Origin of the sequence: Sporichthya polymorpha DSM 43042 (genome assembly GCF_000384115.1) — a bacterium.
Classification (GTDB): Bacteria; Actinomycetota; Actinomycetes; order Sporichthyales; family Sporichthyaceae; genus Sporichthya; species Sporichthya polymorpha.
On the sequence record NZ_KB913029.1, the window covers coordinates 1,455,087 to 1,477,538 of the forward strand.

The 22,452-nt window shown below is 71.4% G+C and carries 21 protein-coding genes and 1 pseudogene; 12 read left to right on the forward strand and 10 right to left on the reverse strand.

The window, feature by feature from the left end:
- Positions 1–22: 22 nt before the first annotated feature.
- Positions 23–1,489: an ABC transporter substrate-binding protein gene (locus SPOPO_RS0107165; RefSeq protein ID WP_019874110.1), complete on the reverse strand. Its 1,467-nt coding sequence runs from the start codon at positions 1,487–1,489 to the stop codon at positions 23–25.
- A gap of 495 nt (positions 1,490–1,984) precedes the next feature.
- On the opposite strand from SPOPO_RS0107165, the gene SPOPO_RS0107170 reads away from it, so the two are divergent.
- A complete protein-coding gene (locus SPOPO_RS0107170) occupies positions 1,985–2,431 on the forward strand; it encodes a hypothetical protein (protein ID WP_019874111.1) in 447 nt (148 codons plus the stop codon).
- A 98-nt stretch (positions 2,432–2,529) separates the two neighbouring features.
- Here the strand turns inward: SPOPO_RS0107170 and SPOPO_RS0107175 are convergent, their stop codons facing one another.
- Complete coding sequence (locus tag SPOPO_RS0107175) at positions 2,530–3,405, reverse strand: hypothetical protein (RefSeq protein WP_019874112.1); 876 nt, start codon at positions 3,403–3,405, stop codon at positions 2,530–2,532.
- Between the two features lie 191 nt (positions 3,406–3,596).
- On the opposite strand from SPOPO_RS0107175, the pseudogene SPOPO_RS36135 reads away from it, so the two are divergent.
- A pseudogene (locus SPOPO_RS36135) lies at positions 3,597–3,728 on the forward strand (TetR family transcriptional regulator); the annotation flags it as partial.
- A 279-nt stretch (positions 3,729–4,007) separates the two neighbouring features.
- Here SPOPO_RS36135 and SPOPO_RS35550 read toward each other — a convergent pair.
- The gene (locus SPOPO_RS35550; RefSeq protein ID WP_019874114.1) at positions 4,008–5,702 is read right to left on the reverse strand and encodes an MFS transporter; all 1,695 of its coding nucleotides are present in this window, start codon (positions 5,700–5,702) and stop codon (positions 4,008–4,010) included.
- Between the two features lie 78 nt (positions 5,703–5,780).
- Here SPOPO_RS35550 and SPOPO_RS0107190 point away from each other — a divergent pair, with 78 nt between their 5' ends.
- A complete protein-coding gene (locus SPOPO_RS0107190) occupies positions 5,781–6,404 on the forward strand; it encodes a TetR/AcrR family transcriptional regulator (RefSeq protein ID WP_019874115.1) in 624 nt (207 codons plus the stop codon).
- A 44-nt stretch (positions 6,405–6,448) separates the two neighbouring features.
- Positions 6,449–7,660 carry a Fic family protein gene (locus tag SPOPO_RS0107195; RefSeq protein ID WP_028984583.1) on the forward strand — a complete coding sequence of 404 codons (1,212 nt, stop codon included), beginning with the start codon at positions 6,449–6,451 and terminating at the stop codon, positions 7,658–7,660.
- A 7-nt stretch (positions 7,661–7,667) separates the two neighbouring features.
- Here the strand turns inward: SPOPO_RS0107195 and SPOPO_RS0107200 are convergent, their stop codons facing one another.
- On the reverse strand, positions 7,668–8,957 hold the full coding sequence (locus SPOPO_RS0107200) for a TrpB-like pyridoxal phosphate-dependent enzyme (protein WP_019874117.1): 1,290 nt from the start codon (positions 8,955–8,957) through the stop codon (positions 7,668–7,670).
- A gap of 50 nt (positions 8,958–9,007) precedes the next feature.
- Here SPOPO_RS0107200 and SPOPO_RS28230 point away from each other — a divergent pair, with 50 nt between their 5' ends.
- Both SPOPO_RS28230 and SPOPO_RS0107210 read left to right on the forward strand, forming a co-directional pair.
- Positions 9,008–9,745, forward strand: a complete 738-nt coding sequence (locus SPOPO_RS28230; RefSeq protein WP_156869659.1) for an AzlC family ABC transporter permease — start codon at positions 9,008–9,010, stop codon at positions 9,743–9,745.
- Positions 9,742–10,053, forward strand: a complete 312-nt coding sequence (locus SPOPO_RS0107210; RefSeq protein ID WP_019874119.1) for an AzlD domain-containing protein — start codon at positions 9,742–9,744, stop codon at positions 10,051–10,053. The genes SPOPO_RS28230 and SPOPO_RS0107210 overlap by 4 nt, the downstream gene beginning before the upstream one ends.
- A gap of 22 nt (positions 10,054–10,075) precedes the next feature.
- Here the strand turns inward: SPOPO_RS0107210 and SPOPO_RS0107215 are convergent, their stop codons facing one another.
- Entirely contained in the window at positions 10,076–10,429 is a 354-nt protein-coding gene (locus tag SPOPO_RS0107215) for a hypothetical protein (RefSeq protein WP_019874120.1), read from the reverse strand.
- Between the two features lie 251 nt (positions 10,430–10,680).
- On the opposite strand from SPOPO_RS0107215, the gene SPOPO_RS32505 reads away from it, so the two are divergent.
- Positions 10,681–11,874, forward strand: a complete 1,194-nt coding sequence (locus SPOPO_RS32505) for a hypothetical protein (protein ID WP_019874121.1) — start codon at positions 10,681–10,683, stop codon at positions 11,872–11,874.
- 137 nt (positions 11,875–12,011) lie between these two features.
- On the opposite strand, the gene SPOPO_RS28240 is transcribed toward SPOPO_RS32505, so the two are convergent.
- A complete protein-coding gene (locus tag SPOPO_RS28240; RefSeq protein ID WP_019874122.1) occupies positions 12,012–13,196 on the reverse strand; it encodes an MGH1-like glycoside hydrolase domain-containing protein in 1,185 nt (394 codons plus the stop codon).
- 176 nt (positions 13,197–13,372) lie between these two features.
- Between SPOPO_RS28240 and SPOPO_RS0107230 the strand changes: the two genes are divergently transcribed.
- The 3 genes from SPOPO_RS0107230 to SPOPO_RS0107240 all read left to right on the forward strand — a co-directional run bounded on the left by SPOPO_RS0107230 (position 13,373) and on the right by SPOPO_RS0107240 (position 18,051).
- Positions 13,373–15,004, forward strand: coding sequence for a hypothetical protein (locus tag SPOPO_RS0107230; RefSeq protein WP_156869661.1), 1,632 nt, complete (start codon positions 13,373–13,375; stop codon positions 15,002–15,004).
- A gap of 89 nt (positions 15,005–15,093) precedes the next feature.
- Complete coding sequence (locus SPOPO_RS28245; RefSeq protein ID WP_169577169.1) at positions 15,094–16,512, forward strand: MFS transporter; 1,419 nt, start codon at positions 15,094–15,096, stop codon at positions 16,510–16,512.
- 27 nt (positions 16,513–16,539) lie between these two features.
- Complete coding sequence (locus SPOPO_RS0107240; protein ID WP_019874125.1) at positions 16,540–18,051, forward strand: fatty acyl-CoA synthetase; 1,512 nt, start codon at positions 16,540–16,542, stop codon at positions 18,049–18,051.
- Positions 18,052–18,125: 74 nt separating this feature from the next.
- On the opposite strand, the gene SPOPO_RS0107245 is transcribed toward SPOPO_RS0107240, so the two are convergent.
- Entirely contained in the window at positions 18,126–18,452 is a 327-nt protein-coding gene (locus SPOPO_RS0107245) for a hypothetical protein (RefSeq protein WP_019874126.1), read from the reverse strand.
- An 87-nt stretch (positions 18,453–18,539) separates the two neighbouring features.
- Here SPOPO_RS0107245 and SPOPO_RS0107250 point away from each other — a divergent pair, with 87 nt between their 5' ends.
- Both SPOPO_RS0107250 and SPOPO_RS0107255 read left to right on the forward strand, forming a co-directional pair.
- A complete protein-coding gene (locus SPOPO_RS0107250; RefSeq protein ID WP_156869663.1) occupies positions 18,540–19,133 on the forward strand; it encodes a hypothetical protein in 594 nt (197 codons plus the stop codon).
- Positions 19,134–19,135: 2 nt separating this feature from the next.
- Positions 19,136–19,708 carry a DUF1990 domain-containing protein gene (locus SPOPO_RS0107255; RefSeq protein WP_051098527.1) on the forward strand — a complete coding sequence of 191 codons (573 nt, stop codon included), beginning with the start codon at positions 19,136–19,138 and terminating at the stop codon, positions 19,706–19,708.
- Here SPOPO_RS0107255 and SPOPO_RS0107260 read toward each other — a convergent pair.
- The 3 genes from SPOPO_RS0107260 to SPOPO_RS0107270 are packed head-to-tail and all read right to left on the reverse strand — an operon-like array spanning position 19,674 to position 21,837.
- Positions 19,674–20,975, reverse strand: a complete 1,302-nt coding sequence (locus SPOPO_RS0107260) for a hypothetical protein (protein WP_019874129.1) — start codon at positions 20,973–20,975, stop codon at positions 19,674–19,676. The genes SPOPO_RS0107255 and SPOPO_RS0107260 overlap by 35 nt on opposite strands.
- Positions 20,975–21,391 (reverse strand): hypothetical protein, encoded by a 417-nt coding sequence (locus SPOPO_RS0107265; protein ID WP_019874130.1) that lies wholly within the window; start codon positions 21,389–21,391, stop codon positions 20,975–20,977. The genes SPOPO_RS0107260 and SPOPO_RS0107265 overlap by 1 nt, the downstream gene beginning before the upstream one ends.
- Entirely contained in the window at positions 21,388–21,837 is a 450-nt protein-coding gene (locus SPOPO_RS0107270) for a hypothetical protein (RefSeq protein ID WP_019874131.1), read from the reverse strand. The genes SPOPO_RS0107265 and SPOPO_RS0107270 overlap by 4 nt, the downstream gene beginning before the upstream one ends.
- Positions 21,838–22,452: the final 615 nt, after the last annotated feature.

The following is a 22,452-nucleotide window of genomic DNA, read 5'->3' on the forward strand; positions in this document are numbered from 1 at the left end:
CGCCCGCCCCCGGGGCCTTCGGTCACTGGTTCGGGAGCACCGAGCTGGACGAGCAGGTCTGCTTCAGCCCGTTGGGTGCGGTGAACTTGCCGTTGTCCACGCCCCAGATGAAGGTGCAGGGCTTGGTGATCGTGCCCTTGCCCTTGACGTAGGAGACCGGCCCGATCAGACCGCCGAGGTCCTCGTTGCGGACCTTCCAGAGCGACTCGAACAACTCCTGCGACGTCGGGTTGTCCGAGAAGCTGCGGCCCGCGTGGGCGAACATCTGACCCGCGGACCAGGCGTAGCTGCCCATGCCGCTGTAGCCGACGCCCGGCGCGTAGGCCGCCATGCCCTGCAGGTACTCCTTGATCGCGGGCTTACCGAGATCCACCGGCGGGAAGGTGGCGCCCGGGATCACGACGTCCTTGAGCGCCGGGATGCCGGGGTACTCGGGCGTCGCGTCGAGGCCTAGGATCGTCCACTTCGGCGTGAAGCCCTGGGTCGCGCAGTCCTTGACCAACCGGGCGGCGCCGGCGGTGTCCATGAACATGGCCGCGCCTTGGACACCGGCCTGTTTCATCTGCAGGCAGACACTCGTGTAACTGGGCGCGACGAGCGAGACCTGATAGGTGCCGACGATGTTCTTGCCGATCGAGGTCTTCTTCATGTCCTCGCTCAGGGCCGAGCAGATGATGCTGACCTCGAGGCAGTAGGCGATGCCGAGTTTGTCGGCGCCTTCCTTCACCCATCGGCTCATCACGGCGTCCATCGCGTCACCGGCGTAGGACGAGACCGTGAACTGGTTGGGAGCCGTGAACATCGATTGGAGCGTCCCCATCGAGCCGATCATGGGGATGTTCTTCGACTCCATGTACTCCTGAATCTGGTCGTAATTCAGGATGATGACGTCGCCGACGATGGCGAGAATCTTGTCCTGCTCGACCATCCGCTTGGCCAGCGTCATACCGGTCGTCGGGTCGGCGTTGTCGTCGCCGACGATCAGCTCGATCGGGTGGCCGTTGACGCCACCGTTCGCGTTCTTCCACGACACCCACGTCCGCAGCGCGGCGGCGGCCGGCGCGCACAGCGCTCCCAGCACTCCCGAGTACGGGCCGAGCGTGCCGATCTTGATCGGGGACTTGTTGGCGACGCCGGGAGCCTTCGCCCCGGCGGCACCGGCGGTGCCCGCGGCGGCCTTGCCGGGACCGCCGGAACCGGCGGAGGCGGTCGACGCCGATCCGCTCTGACCGGGGACGGCCGCACTCGGACCGGCCCCGTCGGCCGGCGCCTGGCCGGGCAGCGAGGCGGCACCCGCGGCGCCCGCCTCGGTCCCCGTGGTGGTCGTGGTCGTGGTGCCCGGCGCGGCGGCCACCGCGCCGGTTCCCGCCGCGAGGGCCGGGCCGCGCAGGGCTTCCGCGATCTCCGCGTCGGAGGCCTGCGACCCGCAACCCGAGCCGGCGGCGAACACCCCGAGAACCAGGGCGGCGACGCCGAGACGCCCTCGCAAGCGTCGGCGTCCGCCTGTTGTCGCAATCATCGATTGTTCCTCTCACCAACTACGCCGACGCACGTCGGCCGAGGGGCGGCGACGGGCCGGTCGATCCCGCGCGACCGAGGGCCGCGGCGAGTCCGGACAGGGGCTTGTGGTGTGGAACACGGTGCGCGAGCGGCGCGGGGCGCAGGAAGCGTGGATACCCCCGACCTGGCGCGGCGGGTGTTGACTGCGGGTCAGGCCCTCCCCGAACCCGCCCTGACCTGCGACGATGCGCGATTTGTCGGCATCCGCAGAGGGGGTCAACCGGGGCGCGTCCGCGTGACCCCCACGGTCAGGACCCCGGTCCTCTCCGGTCACCTCGCCCGTGACCCCTGCCCCGGACGAGTCTGCGTTGACCCTGGCCGCACTCAACTGACTGATCGTCAGATCGCGCGCTGGGCGGGAATACGCTGCGCGACGAGCCCGTTCTATCGAGTACAGACGTTGGCACTAGGCAGGGAGGAAGCGATGACCGCCACGTTGGTCAAGCACAAACAGACCCAGCCCACAGCTCGGCGCATCACGCCGGAGCACCGTCCCCCGACCGTCTTCGGGCAGGAGAGCCCCTGGGCGATCGTCGAGAGCGGCTACGCCCTCGCTTGGGAAGCCGTGAACGACTCGCTGGACCACAAGCCGATCGAGGTCGCGGTCACGAAGCTGCTGGAGGAGACCGGCCCCGAGCGGCGGGACGTTCTTCGGATGGCGCACACCTACCTGGCATTCACGACGTTCGGCGCTCCGCGTGACGCGCAGATCGACGCCTTGTTCAACCTGGAGGAGGCCATCGGCCGTCTCAACGACCGGGAGCGCCGGTCGGTCCTCGGCCGCGCACTCGACCGGGTACGAGCCTGGCTCTCTGCCTTGGGGCATCCCTTCCGCAGCACCGGTGAGCGTCGCCGCCACCGCACCGCCTGAGGGTCCCCGCACCGCGCGGGCACCCCCGCCCGCACGCGGCCCACCGCGACCGTCGCCGGTCGCGGCTGGATGTGTCTCCGCGGTTGTTCTCGGCGCGGTCAGGACATCGCGCCCACGGTCTCGGGCGTACGGACCGGTGCACCGGCGGCGGCGGTCTCGGGCTCGTCGCCCTCCATGGCCTCCTTGAGGAGCTGGCCGCGGGAGATGTCGCGGACCTGGTCCTCGGGCTTGGCGACGAGGAGGGAGAGCATCCAGACCACGTACAGAGCGAGGGAGAAGGTGACCGCGGCGGCGATGTGGGTGCCGAAGCGGTTCATGCCGTCCTGGTTGAGGGTGATCCACATCGGCCAGCCGATGCCGGCGTTCACGACCCCGTCGGCCATCGGGATGATCGGGACGACGCCGAGGATCCGCCACCCCGTCAGATGCGGCTTGAGCTTGTAGATGACCGCACCGGCGAGCATCGGCATCAGCGGGTTCATCAGCGTCCACCACAGCGGCAGACCCCAGAAGTCCAGCGGCTGCGGGCCGTAGTACTTGTACGCGCCCATGAGGACGCCCGGGCTCTCCAGGAAGATGTTGACGAAGACGTCGGTGAGGTAGAGCGCGAACATCCCGCGCTTGGTAATGCCGGCGGAGTACAGCCGGTAGGCGATGTAGGCGAGACCGCCGACGTACCAGGTGTAGACGAACGGGATGAACAGCGGCATCTCACGGTCCATCAGCGTGTACGTGTGCGTGGCCGCGCCGAACTTGATGTAGCAGAGGCCCATCGTGTCGACGATCGGCTCCCAGATGCACGCGATGAGCCCGCCGAGCAGGCACACGAGCAGCAGCGGCTGCCGGTGCTTGACCACGTGCCGCAGCCCGTACGCCAGCAGGAGCACGACCGGGATGCCGAGGAAGATCGTGAACAGGATCTCCGGCGTCAGGGGCATCTCGTCGGTCGGGTGCTGCGGGATCGCCGCGATCATGCGAACCGCCTTCTTCTGAAAGTTGACTGCAAAATCGGACTCACTGTTTCATTTCAGACTGGGCGTGTCAATCGCCTGGGACCCTCCGTACGCTGGAAGCCATGGCGAGCCCCGAGTCCGAGCCGCGCCGCGTCGATCCGGCGGTGCTCGAAGCTCGCCGCGCGCGGCGGCACGACAAGGTCGTCGCCCGGATGCTGGGCGTGGTGGAGGGGCTGCTGCGCGAGCAGGACAGCTACCTGGACCTGAGCGTCGAGCAGATCATCGAGGCCGGCGAGATGTCGCGCTCGACCTTCTACCGGTACTTCGACGACAAGGTCGACCTGATCGTCGCCCTGGGCGACCGCGCGATGGCCGAGATCATCGCCGAGGCGCAGAACATCTGGGGGCTGCCGCCCGGCGCCTCACGCGAGCAGGTCGCCGCGGCGGTGCGGACGACGTTCGACGCCTACCTCCCGCACACACAACTGCTCTCCGCGGTCCTCGAGGTCTCCACCTACGACAAGCGCGCCCGCGACCACTTCGGTGAGGTCTACGCCCTCGCGCAGCGCGGCTTGGCCGAGCACATCCGCGCGGGTCAGCAGGCCGGCTCGGTCCGCCCGGACCTACACCCCATGGAGACCGCCGGCTGGCTCACGTGGATGGTCGAGCGCGGCATCGTCCAGCTCACCTCCGACGCGAGCGCCTCCCAGCTCGACCGCATCTACTCCAGCCTCGTCGCGATCATCTGGCACACCCTCTACGGGACCTGAGCCCTCGTCGGGACCCGAGCCGCCGTGGGCGTGGCCCGCGAGGTTGACCGAGCTCAGCAGCGCGGTCCCGAGCACGGCGCCGATCAGGCACAGCGCCGCGCCCAGGCCCGCTGACAGGGCGAGGCCGTCGGTGAACGCCTGCCGACCACTCTCGAGCAGCTGGGCGCCGACGTCGGCCGGCAGCTCGGCGGCGGTGTTCATCGCACTGCCGAGGTTGTCGCGGGCCGCATCCTCCTGCTCCTCCGTCATCCCGGCGGGCATGTCGATCTGACGCCGGTACAGGGCGATACCCGCGGTCCCGACGAGACCGATGCCGAGCGCGAAGCCGAACTCGTTGCCGGTCTCGGACAGCGCGCCGGCGCCCCCCGCGCGCTCCTCCGGCGCGGAGCCGACGATGAGGTCGGCACAGAGCGCGAACATCGGCCCGGACCCGATCCAGAGCAGGCCGTAACCGATCAGCACCACGGACAGCCGGTCGCTGTAGACACTCATCAGCAGCGCCATCCCGAGCGCGGCGACCGCGCACCCACCACCGATGAGATGCGCGGGGTGGACCTTCTTCGCGAGCTCGGGCCCGATCATCGTCGCGACGATGCCTGCGAGCGTCGGGATCAGCAGCCAGGCGCCGGTCTCCAGCGCCGAGTACCCCATCACGAGTTGCAGGTGCTGGCCGATGAAGAACTGCGTCCCGCCCAGCGCGAGCACGATGATCGTCTGCGTGCTCAGCGCCGCACTGACGCGCGGGTTCTTCAGCAGGGCGAGGTCGAGCAGCGGGTCCTTCAGATGCGTCTGCCGCCGGATGAACAGGGCGACGAGCGCGAGGCCGAGCAGGATCGCGCCGATCGCCTGACCGTCGACGCCCTCCTCCGCGATGTGCTTCAGGCCCCAGATGACGCTGATGACGCCGAGGATCGAGAGCGCGACGGAGACGAGGTCGATCCGGCCGGCCTCGGTGTCCTTGGCCTCCGGCAGCAGGATCGGGCCGAGAATCAGCGCCGGGACCATGAACGGCACGGCGATCAGGAACACCCACTGCCAATCGAGCCACTCGATGACCCCGCCACCCACGACCGGGCCGAGCGCCATGCCCCCGAACCACGCGACGGCCCAGACCGAGATCGCGACCAGCCGCTGCTTCTCGTCGGCGAACAACGTGCGGATGAGCGACACCGTCGACGGCGACAGCGCCGCGCCCGCGATGCCGAGCAAGGCGCGCACGACGATCAGCGCCTCGGCGGTCTCGACCAGGAACGCCACCACGGACAGCGCACAGAACAGGGCGGTGCCGATCAGCCACAGCCGCCGCCGGCCCATCCGGTCACCGATGGTCCCCATCGTGATGAGGAAGCCGGCGACCATGAAGCCGTAGGAGTCGACGATCCAGAGCAGCTCGGAGCTGGTCGGCTCCAGGTCCTCCGACATTTGCGGCACGGCCAGGTGAAGGACCGTCATGTCGATGCCGACGATCAGCGCCGGGATGACGAGGACGATGAGCGCGAGCCATTCCCGGCGCCCGGCCGACGGCGGGGCGCTCTGCGGTGCGGACACGAGCGCTCCCGAGGTCGTAGCATTTGGTCAGGTGACCAGAACCTACGGGCGTTCGGTGCGATCGGACAAGAGGCAGCCATGGCGCGCATGACCAGCGAGGAACGCCGGCACCGCATCGCGACCGCGGCGGCCACCGTGATCGTCCGCGACGGCCTCGAGGGGGCGACCACCCGCGCGATCGCCGAGGAGGCCGGCGTCCCGCTCGGCCTGATCCACTACGCGTTCGAGGACAAGCAGGCGCTGTTCGCCGCGGTCTACGAGCACTGGATGACCGACTTGCTCACCGAGGGCATCGACGTCGTCGAACCCGGCAGCGGGATCGACGCGGCGGCCCGCACCCTCGCCCGGACCGCGTTCGACTGGATCACGCGGGACCTCAACCTCGCCGCCGCGCAGTACGAGCTGCTGCTGTGGGCCCGCCGCAACGCCCCGGCGCTGGCGGTGTCGATGTACTCGCGCTGGACCGATCTCTGGCGCGCCTCGCTCCAGTCCGCCGCGGTGCCCGGCACCACACCGACGCAGGTCGAGGCGATGCTCGCGCACCTGCTCGTGACCGTCGACGGCGTCTTCGTCCGGCTGATCGCCACTGCCGACGTCGCCGACGCCCGCCGCGTTCTCAACCGCGAGCTCCCCGTCGCCCCGAAGCCCCGGGCGGTCCCTCCCGCCCGGCGTTCCCGCACAACCAAACGATCGCAACTCTGACTCTTACCATCGCTTTTGCGTCTAAGTGATTGTAAGATGGGGCCATGCCGTCACCTGCCGCCCATCCGGCATGGCCGGCGCTGACTTTCGAAGAGCTCACCTGGACACCGACGATCTCGCCAGAGCTCATCTCCAGGTCGATGCGGGAGCGGGCTGGACGTCCATATCGGGCCGCGATCGTTCCACCCATCGCCGACCGAAGTCCCCGACTGCCTTCCTCGCTGGAGGCGTTGGTCTCTGATGCCACGGCGGCGATCGCCCGCTTCGACTCCGAGGTCGGCGGAGAGTTGGCGCCGTTCTCCTCGATGCTCCTCCGCTCGGAGTCGACGTCATCGTCGCGAATCGAGAATCTGACGTCCGGAGCCAAGGCGATTCTGTTGGCCGAGATGGGCAGCCGCGGCAAGCGCAACGCCTCCGAGATCGTCGGCAACGTCGCGGCGATGCGAGCCGCCCTCCGACTCGCAGATCAGCTCGACGCCGACGCGATCCTGGCGATGCATTCGGCGCTGCTCACCCCGGTCGACCAGAACGCCGCCGGCAAATGGCGCACCGAGCAGGTGTGGATCGGTGGGGACGCGTACAGCCCTCACCAGGCGGACTTCGTCCCGCCGCACCACTCGCAGGTGGCCGCGCTGATCGACGACCTCGTGCGGTTCGCGAGGCGCGCCGACCTGCCGTTGCTGACGCAGGTCGCGATCACGCATGCGCAGTTCGAGACCATCCATCCCTTCACCGACGGGAACGGGCGAACCGGTCGGGCCCTGATCCACGCGATGCTCCGTGGTCACGGGTTGACCCGCTCCGTGACCGTCCCGGTCTCGGCCGGCCTGCTGATGGACACTGCGGGCTATTTTGCAGCGTTGACCGCGTACCGCGACGGTGATCCCGCGCCGATCACCACCGCCCTGGCACACGCTTCGTTCGCCGCCATCGACAACGGGCGTCGACTGGTCGACGACCTCCGCGCCATACGCGAGGGATGGAACTCGCTCATCAACGCCCGCCGGGACTCCGCGGCCTGGCGGCTGGCCGACCTGCTCCTTCGTCAGCCTGTGATCGACGCCGGTGTCGTCTCGCGGGAGCTCAGCCTGAACCCAGCCAACGTCATGCGCCCCGTCAAGCCGCTGGTCGAAGCGGGCGTCCTGACGGAATTCACCGGGTACGCGCGCAACCGGATGTGGCAGGCACGCGAAGTGCTCGACGCGTTGGATGCCTTCGCCGCACGGGCGGCACGGCGGCGGCCGTCTCAGACCTGACGTGTCGTCATGCGTCGATCAGCCGGCCGTTGAGGTAGTCGTCGTAGGCCGCGAGGTCGAGCAGGCCGTGGCCGGAGTAGCTGAAGAGGATGACCTTCTCCTCGCCGGACTCCCTGGCCGCGAGGGCCTCGTCGATCACCGCGCGGATGGCGTGCGAGGTCTCTGGAGCCGGGATCGAGCCCTGCGTCCGGGCGAACTGCACCGCGGCCTCGAAGACCTTGCCCTGCGGGTAGGCGACGGCCTCCATCCACCCGGCGTGGACGAGGTTGGAGATGATCGGCGAGTCCCCGTGGTACCGCAGGCCACCGGCATGGATGGGCGGCGGGATGAAGTCGTGGCCGAGGGTGTGCATGAGCAGCTTCGGGGTCATGCCCGCGACGTCGCCGAAGTCGTACTCATAGGTGCCCTTGGTCAGCGTGGGGCACGAGGCGGGCTCGACCGCGACCAGACGGACACCCTCGTTGCGGTCGGGAACGAACGGCAGCGCGATGCCGCCGAGGTTGGATCCGCCCCCGCACGAGCCGATGACGACGTCCGGGAGTCCCTCGCCGGCCTCGGCCAGCTGCCGCTTGGCCTCGAGCCCGATGACCGTCTGGTGCAGCAGGACGTGGTTGAGCACCGAACCGAGCGCGTAGTGGGTGTCGGCGCGCCCGACGGCGTCCTCGACCGCCTCGGAGATCGCGATGCCGAGCGAGCCGGTGTGCTCGGGGTTCTCCTTGAGCAGCTGGCGACCGAACTCGGTCAGGTTCGACGGCGACGGGACGACCTGGCCGCCCCAGGTCTCCATCATCACGCGGCGGTACGGCTTCTGCCGGTACGAGGCGGCGACCATGTAGACCTGGCACTCGAGCCCGTAGAGCTGTGAGGCGAACGACACCGCGCTCCCCCACTGACCCGCGCCGGTCTCGGTCGCGATCCGGGAGATGCCCTCGGCCTTGTTGTAGAACACCTGCGGAACGGCCGTGTTCGGCTTGTGCGAACCGGCCGGGGAGACCGACTCGTCCTTGTAGTAGATCCGGGCCGGGGTGCCGAGGGCCTGCTCGAGCCGGGTCGCGCGCACCAACGGGGTGGGCCGCCACAGCGACAGGACGTCGAGCACCTCCGCCGGGATCGGGATCCACTCCTCGGCCGAGACCTCCTGGCCGATCAGCGCCATCGGGAACAGCGGGGCCAGGTCGTCCGGCCCGACGGGCTCCCCGGTGCCGGGGTGCAGCGGCGGCGCCAGCGGCTCCGGCAGGTGGGGAGCCACGTTGAACCACGCCTGCGGAATCTCGTCGGAACCGAGCTGGTAGCGCATGCCGTCACCTTCCTCACGGGGCCGTCGGGGCCCAACGTACGGTGCAGACCGTGGGGGGCGCGAGAGCGGAGATGCGTGCCGGGGCGGCGGCGATGGCCCCGATGCTCATCGGCGTCATCCCGTTCGGGCTCGTCGCCGGCACGACGCCGGCCGCGGTCGGGATGGACTGGGAGGCCGCGCTCGGGTTCTCGATCATCCTGTTCGCGGGGGCCTCGCAGCTCGCCGCGATCGACGTGCTGTCCCGGGACGGCTCGGCGCTGCTCGCTGCCGTCGTCGCGTGGACGATCAACCTGCGGATGCTGTTGTACTCCGCCTCGCTCGCGCCGTACCTCGCCCACGAGTCGTTCCGAAAACGGCTGGGCGCGTCCTACCTGATGGTCGACCAGAACTACGCGCTCTGCGTCACCCGATGGGCCGAGGGCAAGGGCGACCCGAAGGGCCGCGCGTGGTTCTTCATCGGCGGTGGGCTGCTGCTGTGGTCGGCCTGGCAGCTCGCCACCCTGGCCGGCGCGCTGCTCGGCGAGACCCTGCCCGACGAGCTCCCGCTCGACTTCGCCGTGCCGCTGGTCTTCCTCGTCCTGCTGATTCCTGCGATCAACTCACGGCCGGCCGCGGTGTCCGCCGTGGTCGGGGGCGCCGCGACGGTCGCGACGCTGGAGCTGGGCGCCGGCTCGCTCTCGATCGTGTGCGGGGCCGTCGCCGGAATCATCGGGGGCGTCGTCACCGAGATCGTCCTGCACCGCCGCGCCCCGAGCGGTCCGCCCGAGCCGCTGGAGGACCTCGGATGAGCCGCACCTGGGCGGCCATCGTGCTCGCCGGCATCGGGACGTTCGCCATGCGCGCGTCGTTCCTGGCACTCGCTCACCGGTTGAGCGAGGTCCCGCCGTGGGCGCAGCGCATCCTGCGTCAGATCCCGCCGGCGGCGCTCGCCGCGCTGGTGATCCCCGCCCTGGTCCGGCCCCACGGGGAGATCGACCTGTTCCAGCCCCGCCTCGCCGCCGGACTGCTCGCCGCCCTCGTCGCCTGGCGGACGAAGAACGTCGCCCTGACGCTGGTGATCGGGATCGGCGCGCTGATGCTGTTCCAGGAGTTCTGAGGCCGCCGGCCCTGACGCGTCGTCAGGCCGGCACGGGAACGCCGGTGGTGAAGGCCCGCAGCCGCATCGCGGCCTTGGTGTCGACGGCGCCGTGGATGGTGACCGCCGTCCCGCCCTCGACTTCGGCGAACTCCAGTCGCGCGGTTTTCGTGCGGCGGACGAACGGCAGCAGGATGGGGATCAGGAACGCCCAGCCGGGCGTGTGCTTGATCGTGCGGGCGACGTAGCCGCCCTCCGGGGACCACTCGACGAGGACACGGCCCGGCTCCTGCAGCGCGTACCCCGTGGCGCTGATCGCCTCACGGAACGGCCTCGGCACCACGTAGGTGCGGCCCTCCATCTGGTCCAGGCTCGACAGGATCGACCAGTGCCCCACGACGTCTCCTCGTCCTCGAGGTCCCGGGCTCCAGTATTCAGGACCGCCGGCCCGATCCGGGCGGCGACGAGGATCGCGTCCCGTCCCGCCTGATCCGCGCGCACCCGCCGCGACGTCGTGGTCGCAAGCAGGTCAGGATTTGCGTTGTCGAGTGCCATTGCCGTCTGCTTGTCCCCGAGTTACGCGTAGACGGCGGCGACCGGGGTAAGTCATCGGTCCGGGGCGGGCGAGTTGTGTGCGGGAGGGGTTTCATGCGCGCGGTGCGGGTGCTGCTTGCGCTCGGCGTCGCTCTCGGCACCTTCAGCTGGGTCGGCGCGGCGGACGCGGCCCCGCGGTTCGCGCCCGCGGGCTCGATCGGGCACGACGTCTCGTACCCGCAGTGCGGCAAGCGGCTGCCGGTCGGCGCGTTCGGCATCGTCGGTGTGAACGGTGGCCGGACGTTCTCGAAGAACCCGTGCCTCGCCGAGCAGTACTCCTGGGCGAAGAGCCTGCCGTACCCGGCGATGGTCTACGTCAACACCGGCAACCCGGGGAGCAAGAGCACCTACTGGCCGAAGTCCGGTGCCAGGGAGGGTGGCGCCCGCTGTGTCACGTCCTCCTCCGCGTCGGACGCCGGGTGCGCGTACATCTACGGCCGCCGCGCGGCCGAGTCGGCGCTGTCGGTCGCGACCGCCGCCGGCGTCACGAAGAAGACGACCTGGTGGCTGGACGTCGAGAAGGCCAACAGCTGGGACGGCAACGGCGTCGCCAACACCGCCGCGCTGCAGGGGATGTTCGACCACCTGCGCGCGAACGGCGTCTCGCAGGTCGGGCTGTACTCGACCCTGAAGCACTGGCCGGAGATCACCGGTGGCTTCACCCGCACGACGGCCGCGAACTACCGCAGCGAGTGGGCGGGCCGGTTCACCGCGCAGCACTCGATGGAGTCCGCTCCGGTCTGGGTCGCCGGCGCGACGGCGAAGAACGCCGCGTCGCGCTGCTCGCTGACCTTCACCGGCAACCCGACCTCCCTGACGCAGTACGTCGCCAACAGCCTCGACCACAACTACGTCTGCGGGAGCGCCAAGGCGACGCCCGCCGGCCCGCGCGCCTGCAAGCCCGGCGCCGGCATCCCCGCCGGGTACTTCGCGGTCTTCGGCACCCGCGGCAACGATCGCCTGAACGGGACCTCGAAGAAGGAGATCTTCTTCGGCGGCCCGGGCAACGACGTTATCCGCGGCCGCGGCGGGGACGACATCCTGTGCGGCGGCCCCGGCAACGATCAGCTCTACGGCGCGAAGGGCCGCGACGTCCTCGTCGGCGGCAACGGGAACGACACCCTCGTCGGCAGCTCCGGCCGCGACAAGCTCTACGGCAATCAGGGCAGCGACTCCCTCAACGGCGGCCCCAGCCCCGACCGCTGCTCCCCCGGCCCCGGCGCCGACCCGAAGCCCCGCCGCTGCTGACGGCTGCTGACGCCTGCTGACGGGTACTGACGCCTGTCGCTGTCAAGAAAGGGTGACACCCCTTACTGCGCAGTAAGGGGTGTCACCCTTTCTTCACGACGTGCCTCTTTCGCGCGTACCCCGGGGATGCGCGTCGGCTACATCGCCGCGACGAGGGCGGACCAGGTGAGGGGGATCGCGCCGCGGCCCTTGCCGGTCTGGGGGTTCCAGTGCTCGGCGTAGCCGCTGCGGAGGGCGCCGCGGATCGACATCTCCCGGATCGCGGCGACCAGGTCGGCGCGGTCCCAACGGAGGGCGGCGAGGCGGGCGAGGTAGTTCATCTGCATCCAGGCGCTGCCCCGCCAGTACTGGTCGGGGTGGTAGCTGCGGGCCTCGCGGGCGACGAAGTTCAGCCCGTACGGGGCGGCGAAGCGGCGGTCGTCCGCGAGCTGGTCCAGCGCCCGTGTCGCCTTGGCCTCGTCGGTGGTCACCAGCGCCCCGAGGACACCGTCGAGCGTTGGGACGTGGACGCTCGGCCCGCCGCCGACGACGGCGACGTCGGACCACAGGCCGGTGTCCTCGTTCCACATCTGACGATCCATCACCTCTACGAGCTCGGCCGACCGCGCCGCCCAGCCCGCGTCCCCGGTGACGGCCGCGTACTCCGCGGCGGCGTGGGCGCAGATCGCGTTGAACGCGGCGGGGGCACAGAGGAACGACTTCGACCCGACCGAGACGCCCTCGGTGTCGAACTCGGCCTGTTCGACGAGGTGCCGGTCGAGCGCCGACCAGCGCCAGCGCCGCCACTTCAACCGGCTCCAGTCGGACGCGTGGAGGAAAGCGGCGGCCCAGCTGTCCCAGCGGGGTGAGTCGTCGGCGCCGGACTCCCACGGGTGCGTGAGGAAGATCAGCCCGTCCGCGGTGCGCCGCTTCTCCCACAGCCAGCCGAGGCCACGCTCGACCCGGGTCAGCACGTCCGCGGGCACCTCGACGTGCGCGGAGAGCACCCGCGCGGTGTAGGCGAAGATCGGCGGCTGGGTGAACGAGGAGACGTCGCTGCGCGGTCCGCGGCCCTTGCTCGGCCCGGCGTAGCGCATGTGCGGGACGAAGCCGTCGCCGAGCTGGCCGGAGAGCGCGTTGGTCAGCTCGCGCAGGCCGCGGTCGGGGCGGTCGATCGCGACCCAGGCGACGGCCGCGAAGCAGGAGTCCCAGAGCCACTGGTGCGGATAGGTCTTGCGGTGCGGGTAGGTGTGGCCGCGGTCGGAGTCCCAGTGCGCAGCGAGGAGGCGCTCGGCGCCGGCCCGGGCCGCGGCCTCATCGGCCGCTTGCGTCCCAGCGGTCACTGGAGGCCACCTGATCCCCGGACGTCGGCGGGAATTCGCTCACGAGCCATGTGACCTTCCCCCGGGACGGCGGCGGCACGCCTCCGCAGTCGATAGATTTGCCGGGCGCAGGGTAGCTGGCCAGCAGGAGGTTGCGCCGGTCCCGCGACCGGCGCCAGGCGGAAGACGGGACACAGGTGACAGCTGCTCGGACCCCCGTCCAGCTCGCCGGTGTCTCACCCAGCGCCCCCACCCGGGACGAGACCGCCTGGCGAGCCGGCTTCGTGCTGCTCGCGGTCGGTCTGTTCGGGCTCTACCTGCTCGACCCGCCGAACGTCCCCGACCTCGCCGCGCAGACCGCGCGGGCCGAGGCCGCGAAGGACGGTGCCTACCTGTGGTGGACCGGCTGGTTCGGCGGCGTCATCCAGCCGAGCTACTCGGTCTTCAGCCCGTTCGTCATGGCGAAGATCGGCGTCGGGCTCTCCGCCGCGCTGGCGGGCGTCGCCGCCTGCGCCGCCGCCCCGGTGCTCTTCGAAGGCACCCGGCGGCCCCGCGCGGCGTCGGCCGTCTTCGGCGTCGGCGTCCTGCTCAACGTGCTCGGCGGCCGCGTCACCTTCGCGCTCGGCTTCGCCGCGGCGGTCATCGCCGCCGCGCTGCTGCGCCGCCACCGGGCCTGGTGGGCCGCCGCCGCCGGCGTCGCGGCCTGCCTGCTCAGCCCGCTCGCGGGGCTGTGGCTCGGGCTCATCGCCGTCACCGTCGCGATCGTCGACACCTCCCGGCGCCGGGCCGCGATCGGGATCTCCGCGGCCCTGATCACCGTGGCCCTGACCCTCGCCGTGGTCTTCCGCAACAGCGGCCCGATGGCGTTCCCCTGGTGGCACGTCGCGATGGCGTTGTGCGCGATCGGCGGCGTGCTCGCCGTCTGCCAGGACCGCGCGGTGCGCGTGGGCGCGCTGCTGTTCGGCCTGGCCGTCGTCGCGTTCGCGGTGGTCCCGACCGCTGTCGGGACGAACATGATGCGCCTGGTCTGGCTCACGGCCGGCCCGATCGTCGTCGCGACCGGGACGATCGCCGTCGGCCGCGCCGCGCTGCGCCGGACCGGCGTCGCGCTGCTGACGGTCGGGGCGCTGCTCTGGCCGAGCGTCGACCTCTCCCTCGAACTCGCCAAGGCCAGCAGCCCGGCCGCGAGCCCCACGTACTACGCGCCGCTGGTCGAGGAACTTCGCCGGCAGGCGGAGGCCGCCGGGCCGGCGGCGGTCGGGCAGCGGCTGGAGATCATCGACCCGGCGTCGCACTGGTCGGCGGCGTACGTCGCGCCGACCGTCCCGATCGCCCGCGGCTGGGACCGGCAGGCGGACCGGGCCGCGAACCCGCTCTTCTACGACGGCACGTTGACCGCCGACACCTATCGGACCTGGCTGCACGAGCTCGCGGTCCGCTGGGTCGCACTGCCGAGCGAGGGCTCGCTCGACTACGCCGCGCGCGCCGAGGCGGACCTGGTCCGCTCCGGGCTGCCCTACCTGACCCCGGTGTGGAGCAACTCCTCCTGGCAGCTGTTCCGGGTCGCCGACGCCGCGCCGCTGGTCCGGGGAGCGTCGATCGTGGAGATGGACGCCTCCGAGATCACCTTCCTCGCCCCGCAGGCCGGGCCGGTCCACCTGCAGATCCGCTGGTCGCCGCTGCTCGCACTCACCGGGGCGGGCGGCGAGACCGGCTGCGTCCGCGAGCGCGGGCCCTGGACCAGCGTCGACGTCACCGAGCCGGGCACGTACACCCTGGTCTCCAAGCTGGCGCTCCCGACGGGCGACGACCGGACCGACTGCAACTGACCTGCAGCACCCCCGCAACTCGAGTCATGCTCAATGGGCATGACCGACCGCTCGGTCGGGCATCACTGCGGGCGATGGGGAGCATGAACGTGACGACGGCGGTGGAGCACGCGCTCGCGGCACCGGTGGCGGTGCCGCGGGAGGTCGAGCAGCGCCGCACGCTCGCGGTCGCGGTGGCGGGGACGTTCCTCGCGCTCGTCGTCTACACCGTCCCGCTCGGGATCATGCCCTCGATCGCGGCCGGCCTGGACGCCGGGACGGGGACGCAGACCTGGCTGCTGGCCGCCGTCAGCCTCGGGATGGCGACGACGCTGATCTCGGCCGGGGCGCTCGGCGACGACTACGGGCGCAAGCGGGTGCTGATCGGTGGCGCGTACGTGCTCGCCGTCGCGAGCGCGGTGTGCGCGTTCGCCCCGAACCCGGGCGTCTACCTCGCCGGCGCGCTCGCCCAAGGCGCGGGCGGCTCGGCGATCATGGCGTGCAGCCTCGGGCTGATCGCGCACGCCTTCCCCGAGGGCCCGCAGCGGGCCCGCGCCAGCGGGATCTGGGGCGCGGCGCTCGGCGCCGGGATCGGGTCCGGGCCGCTGCTCGGCGCGACCTTCGACTCCACGATCGGCTGGCACGCCGCCTTCGCGTTCAGCGGCGTCCTGGCACTCGTGCTCGCCGTCGCGGCCGGGCCGCTGCTCGTCGAGTCGAAGGCCGACGAGCACAAGCCGATCGACCTGCCCGGGATGGCGCTGCTCGGCCTCGGCGTGGGGGCGCTGATCGGCGGGCTCGTCCGCGGCCGCAGCGGGTGGGGCGACGCCCCGACGCTCCTGCTGACCGGCGGCGGGGTGGTGCTGCTGGCGCTGTTCGTCCTCGTGGAGATCCGGCAGCGGGCCCCGATGCTCCCGATGGGGCTGTTCCGCAACCCGCGCTTCCAGGCGGTCACGACGGCCGCGGTGGCGACCGGCCTCGGCGTGATCTCGCTGCTGTCCTACTTGTGCACGATGTCGCAGCGGGGCATGGGCGACGAGCCGATCGTCGGGGCCGCGCTGATCGCGGTGTGGGCGGCGGCGAGCATCGCGACAGCCCTGTTGGTGCCGCGTCACTTCGCGGCGTTCTCGGGGCGCGCGCACCTGGCCGGTGGACTCGTCGTGACCGGCGTCGGGATGCTCTCGCTCTACGGCGTCGACGCCGGCACGAACCCGTGGCTGATGGTGGCCGGGCTCGCGCTGGCCGGCATCGGCTCCGGCATCGCCAACTCCGCCCTCGGGCGGGAGGCCGTCACCGCTGTGCCCCACGGCCGCGGGTCCCTCGGCAGCGGGGCGAACAACACCGCGCGGTACGTCGGGTCGTCGGTCGGGGTCTCGATCGTCGCCACGATCGTCGCGGCGCAGGGCGACGGCCCCGACGCGATCATGGACGGCTGGAACGTCGTCGTGCTCGTGACCACGGCGCTGACGTTCCTCGGCGCACTCGCGGTCCTCGCCTGCCGTCCCCGCGCCAGGAGCGGCGGAGCGAAATAAGCTCGAAGGGCCGACAAGGAGGCCCCCATGCGCGACGTCCGTTCCAGCACCATCGACGACATCCTGCGGCGCAGTGCGCTGCGTTCTCCCGGCTCGGTCGCCCTGGTGTTCGAGGACCGGACGTGGACCTACCGGGAACTCGACGACGCCGTCAGCCGTGCCGCGGCCCTGCTGCTCCAGCGCGGTTTCGCCAAGGGTGACCGGATTGCCGCCTACGGGCAGAACTCCGACTCCTACCTGATCGCGTTCCTCGCCTGCTGCCGCGCGGGGCTGGTGCACGTCCCGATCAACTACGCGCTCACCGGGGAGGAACTCGCCTACCTGCTGCAGCAGTCCGGCGCTTCGTTCGTCCTGACCGATCCGAAGCTCGCACCGAACCTCGGCAAGCTCGACGCCGCGCCCGACCACCTGCTGCTCCGCGACTCCGACGGCTGTCTGCTCGAGCTCGTCCGCGACGGCGCGGTGCCGGACATCGACGTCGAGGTCGTCGACACCGACCTCGCGCAGCTGCTCTACACGTCGGGGACGACGTCACGCCCGAAGGGCGCGATGATGACCCACCGCGCCTACGTCCACCACTACGCGTCGGTGATCACCGCGCTCGACATCAAGCCGGACGACGTCTCGGTGCAGGCCATGCCGCTGTACCACACGGCACAGATGCACGTGTTCATGCTGCCGGCGCTCGCGGTCGGAGCGCGGTCGTACCTGCTGGAGGTGCCGGACATCCCGAAGATCCTCGAGCTGGTCGAGTCGAAGCAGGTCACTTCGCTGTTCCTCGCACCCACGGTGTGGGTGCCGCTCTCGCAGCACGCGGACTTCTCGACGCGTAATCTGACGAGTCTTCAGAAGGCGTACTACGGCGCCTCGATCATGCCCGGCCCGGTCCGCGAGCGGATCGCGCAGCAGCTGCCCGACCTCGGTTGGTACAACTGCTTCGGCCAGACCGAGATCGGCCCGCTCGCCACGGTGCTCCGACCCGAGGAACACGCCGCCCGCCCCGACTCGTGCGGCCGTCCGGTGCTGTTCGTCGACATGCGCGTCATCGACGCCAACGGCAACGACGTCGAGCCCGGTGGGGTCGGCGAGGTCGTCTACCGGTCCCCGCAGCTGTGCCTCGGGTACTGGGACAAGCCCGAGGAGACGGGCGAGGCCTTCGAGGGCGGTTGGTTCCACTCCGGCGACCTGGTCCGCATCGACGAGCAGGGGTACATCACCGTCGTCGACCGCATCAAGGACGTCATCAACACCGGCGGCGTCCTCGTCGCCTCCCGCGAGGTCGAGGACTGCCTCTACACCCACTCCGACGTCGCCCAGGTCGCGGTCATCGGCACCCCCGACGAGAAGTGGATCGAGGCCGTCACCGCCGTCGTCGTCCGCAAGCCCGACGCCACCGTCACCGCGGACGACCTCATCGCCCACGCCAAGGCCAACCTCGCGAAGTACAAGGTCCCGAAGTCGGTCCACTTCGTCGACGACCTCCCCCGCAACGCCTCGGGCAAGCTGCTCAAGCGCGTCCTCCGGGATCAGCTCGCCTGAGCCTTTCCGGTTGTGAAAAAAGGGTGACACCCCTTACTGCGCAGTAAGGGGTGTCACCCTTTCTTGACGGAGGACTACGAGGTGGGGTCGTCGCGGCGGCCGTAGAGGGTGCGGGAGCTGCGGGCGATCGCCGCGGGGGCGCGGCGGCGGGTGAGGATCAGGACGACGATGCCCGCGACGCCGAGCGCGGAGCCGACGAGGCCGATCGCGACGCTCTCGGAGTCCGCGGCGTCGCGGCCGCCGTTGACGAGCAGGCAGCCGGCGAGGAGCAGGTGACCCAGCCCGTCGAGGCGGGGCTCGACCCGCGCGCCGAGCCCGGGCGTCGGGACGCCCCCGAGCGCGCCGACGAGGCCGATCAGCGCGAGGATCGCGCCGACGGTGATCGCCACCCAGGCCAGCATTCGAAACTCCTGTGGGGTCGGGGTCCGTCGTCGAATCTAGCCGTAGGGTCGAGTCCCACGGGACGCAGCGGGGGAAGGACGGCGCGGGTGCGGGGACGACGTGGGGCGGGATCGGTCGCCTCCGTGGCGGCGGTGGCGTTGGCGCTGGGGCTGACGGCGGGGTGTTCGGGGGGCGGCGACGAGGACGCCGCGGCGCCGACGCCGAGCGTGACCAGGTCGCCCGCACCGACGACGCTGACGTGCGACGACACGCAGGGCGACAACGTCGACCCGACCCTCGACCTGGTGGCGGTGCGGCTCGCGCGAGCGGGGGAGAACGTCCGCGTCGTGTTCGACACGACCGAGCCCCCGGGGGACGACCCGCTGCGGTGGGTGGTGGGCTTCGTGTCCGCGAACGGCCGGAAGTCGGTCGAGCTCATTACCGACCGGCGTAAGAACGGCGATCTCGTGCACGCGATCGTCGTCGACGGCGACCGCCGCCCGGTGATGGACCCCGTCCGCGTCACGGCCGAGGGGATGACGACGGTCTTTCCGGTCGACCCGATCGACGACCTCGGCGCCGGCGTGCGCTGGTACGCGTCGATCGCGGTCGACGGCGAGGACGTCGACTTCTGCCCCGGCGGCCCCGAGGTGCGCGAGGTCCTCGACACCGTGCCGCTGACACTGCCCGACCGCTGGTGACGATGCGCCTCCACCCGGCCCGCTCGCTGCGGACCGCCCTGGCCCGGGCCGAGTCGGACACCTTCACCTACCCCGACGTCGGCGCGACCGCGGGCGACCTGCCCGCGGGCTACCACCACCTGCACCACCGCGTCCGGGTCGGCGCCGGACCGGACGCACTCGACCGGGCCGAGGCCGCGTTGACGACGTGGCACGCCCAGTCCGGCTCCGGTCTGGTGGTCGCCGCCGACGGTCCGGTGGCGGAGGGACGCACCGTCGTGCTCGGCCTCGGCCGCCCGCTGTCGCTGGTGATCCCGTGCCGGGTCGTGTGGACGCTGCACGAGCCGGACCGGCGCGGCTTCGCCTACGGCACCCTGCCCGGCCACCCCGAGTCCGGCGAAGAGAGCTTCGTCCTCACCCCGGACGACGACGGCAGCGTCTGGCTCACGATCACCGCGTTCACCAACCCCGGCAACGCACTCGTGCGCGCACTCGGGCCCGGCGGCCGGGCGATCCAGACCTTCTTCGTCCGCCGTTACGGGGCAGCGATCCGACGGTCCGTCAGCTCGGAGCCGGGGACGTCGTCTCCTCGCTGACGTTCGCCGGCGGCGCGGTCTCGCCGGAGTCGGTCTCGCCGGAGTCGGTGTCGGCGTGCCCGGAGGTCGCCGGGGCGTCCGGGTCGTCGAGGATGCCGAGCAGTTCCTCACCGTAGGCGGGCACCAAATTCGCGCCCGACACGAACGGAGCGACCACGTCGCGGCTGAGTTCGCGCTCGTCGGTCCCGTCGTCGAAACCGTTGGAGCAGCCGCCGTAACGCAGGTACACCTGCGAGATCCCCGCCGCGGTCGTGATGCGCAGGACGATCGCCTCGGTGCCGCGCACGGTGCGGGCGTCGTCGCCCTCGCAGCCGCCCTCGGCGTCGGGGCCGGTGCCGACGTCGGCGTCCCGGATCCGGCGGACCGCGTCCTTCGCCTCGTCCCCGGTCAGGCGGACGGACGACAGCAGCGTCGGCGTGCTCCGCGGCGTCCCGGACGGGAGCACGGGCGCGATCGTCGGCCGCAGGTTCGCGTCGGGGTCGATCTCGTCCAGGGGATCCGTGCCCTCCTCGGACTCGAACTCCCCCTCCGACTCGAACTCCCCCTCCGACTCGGCCTCCCCCTCGGGCTCGAGACCGGACTCGCCCTCGAACTCCTCCTCGAGCTCCTCCTCCTCGGGGACGTCGGCGAACCGGCCCCCGGGGACGGCGTAGCGGCAGGCCGCGACGGAAGTGACGCCGGACAGCGAGCTGACCGGGGTCGCAACCGCCGGCCGCCGCGTCGGGTCGGCGGAGATCGGATCGGTGATCGGGCACCCGTTGGAGTCGGTCGAGATCTGACGGAGTGTCGAGACGATCTGCTGACGGATGTCCGCCGGCGCCTGAACGCGAACGAGCACCGCGCCCTCGCGGATCGTCTCGCGGTCGCCCTCGGTGCCCTCCTCGACGTCGGGTTCGAGCGAGGCGAAGTTCAGCGAGACGAAGGTGCCCGCCTTCTCGACCAGCGTCGCCGGATCGGGATCGCCCTCGTTCTCGGGGCCGGCGCAGGTGGGCTCGACCGGGGTGCCCGGCCGGATCACGACCGGCTCGGAGACCGCGGCGTCCGAGATGCACCACAACGCGGCCGCGACGTCGCCGGTCTGGTGTCCCCAGAACGCGGGGACGGTCAGTTCGACGTCGCCGAGCGACTCGGTGCGCGTGCCGGTCGGGGTCGCGGTGGCGGACGGCTTCGGCCGCGCGTCGACGTCGTCGGAGTCGGAGTCGTCGCTGCACGCGGCGAGGCCGCCGAGCAGGACCACCGCCGTCAACGCCGGCAGTGCCCGTCGCATCACTTACCTCCGCCGGCCGGGGACGGCCGCTCGCTACCGACCCGTCCGAGCCACCACAGGGCGGCCGGCGGGAGGAACAACGGGACGAACCCGTACCCCGCACCGTAGATCGACCAGACCGAGGATTCGGGGAACCAGTCCCGTTCGACCAGACTCAGCGTGCCGACGACGAGCACGCCGACGAACTCGCTGATGCACACCCATTTCGCAGCCGTGCGCGCCCGCTCCGACGGGCGGCGCAGCAGCACCGCGCCCGCGATGTAGACGACGGCCGCGACGGCGGTCAGCCCGTACGCGAACGGCGCGTGACCCGGGTCGTCGGCGAGTTGGACGCTCGCTCGCCCACCCGCGGCCAGCGCGAGCACCGTGTACAGCCCGACGATGACGGTGAGCGCCCCCGTGCCCCGCGCGCTCACGAGCCGCTCTTCCACGTCACCCACATGCGCTCGAGCATGACGAGCAGCGAGACGCAGGCCAGCGCCGCGACGACGGCGCGGAACCGGTCCGCGGACCCCGCACCGTCCGGGGGTTTGATCTCGATGCCGCCGACGAACTGCGGGTCCGCCCCCGGCGCCCCGGGCGACGACGGGAACCCGAGCCGCACCGGCACCCCGACCAGGAGCGGGAGCAGCAGCAGCGACCCGAGCGCGTAGACGACGTGTGTGCTCGTCTCGGCGGCGTCGTGGCCGGCCGCGAGCAAGATCAGCGACGCGAGCGTCTGGACGACCAGCGCCAGCTGCAGGCCCATCAGCGCGAGCACCTGCGCCCGGTTGAGCACCTGGCGTCGCGCCGCGGACCAGCCGACCCAACCCCCGACCGCCAGGGCCGCAACCATCAGCACGGCGGTGGTCGGGCGGGTCACCGGGACACCGTAATCCGCGCCCCCGGGACCCCACCGACCGGCCCCTGACCTGCGGAAACAGCCGTCCCGCCGGGGCCCGAGAAAATCCCCGAAAAAATTCCTGGCCGAACCCTCAAGGTCCCCCCGTGGCCGACCGAGACTCCTGGTGTCACCACCGCAGCACACCGGCAACGGCCGGTCGGAGCGGACGACGGGTCTCAGGATCGGGTTCTCCACCCTCCCCCAACCCGACTCTGGAACTCAGTCCCCCTTCCGGACTGAAACCGGGTAGACGGGAACCGGGGTCTCGACACTGGCCGTCGAGCCCCCGGCCCGGCTCCCAGCACGGACACCCAGCACGGACACCCGGCACCACCCCGCAGCAGGACACCGCAGTACCGGCACCATCCCCCCGAACCCCGGCGGCGCTCACCCCCCTGGACGCCCCGGAGTGCGAGAACCACGACGCGGCACACCCCTCCGCGACGACGTCGCTCGCACAGAACCGAAGGCCCCGGCCCCCCTGCCGGGGCCTCGGTCTTTTAAGCCGCGACCTTGAGCCCCGCCATGGCGCTGGGGGCGCTTCACTCGCTGGGAGCAGGCCTCACTCGCCCGGCCTGGCGAGTAAGGGCTGCT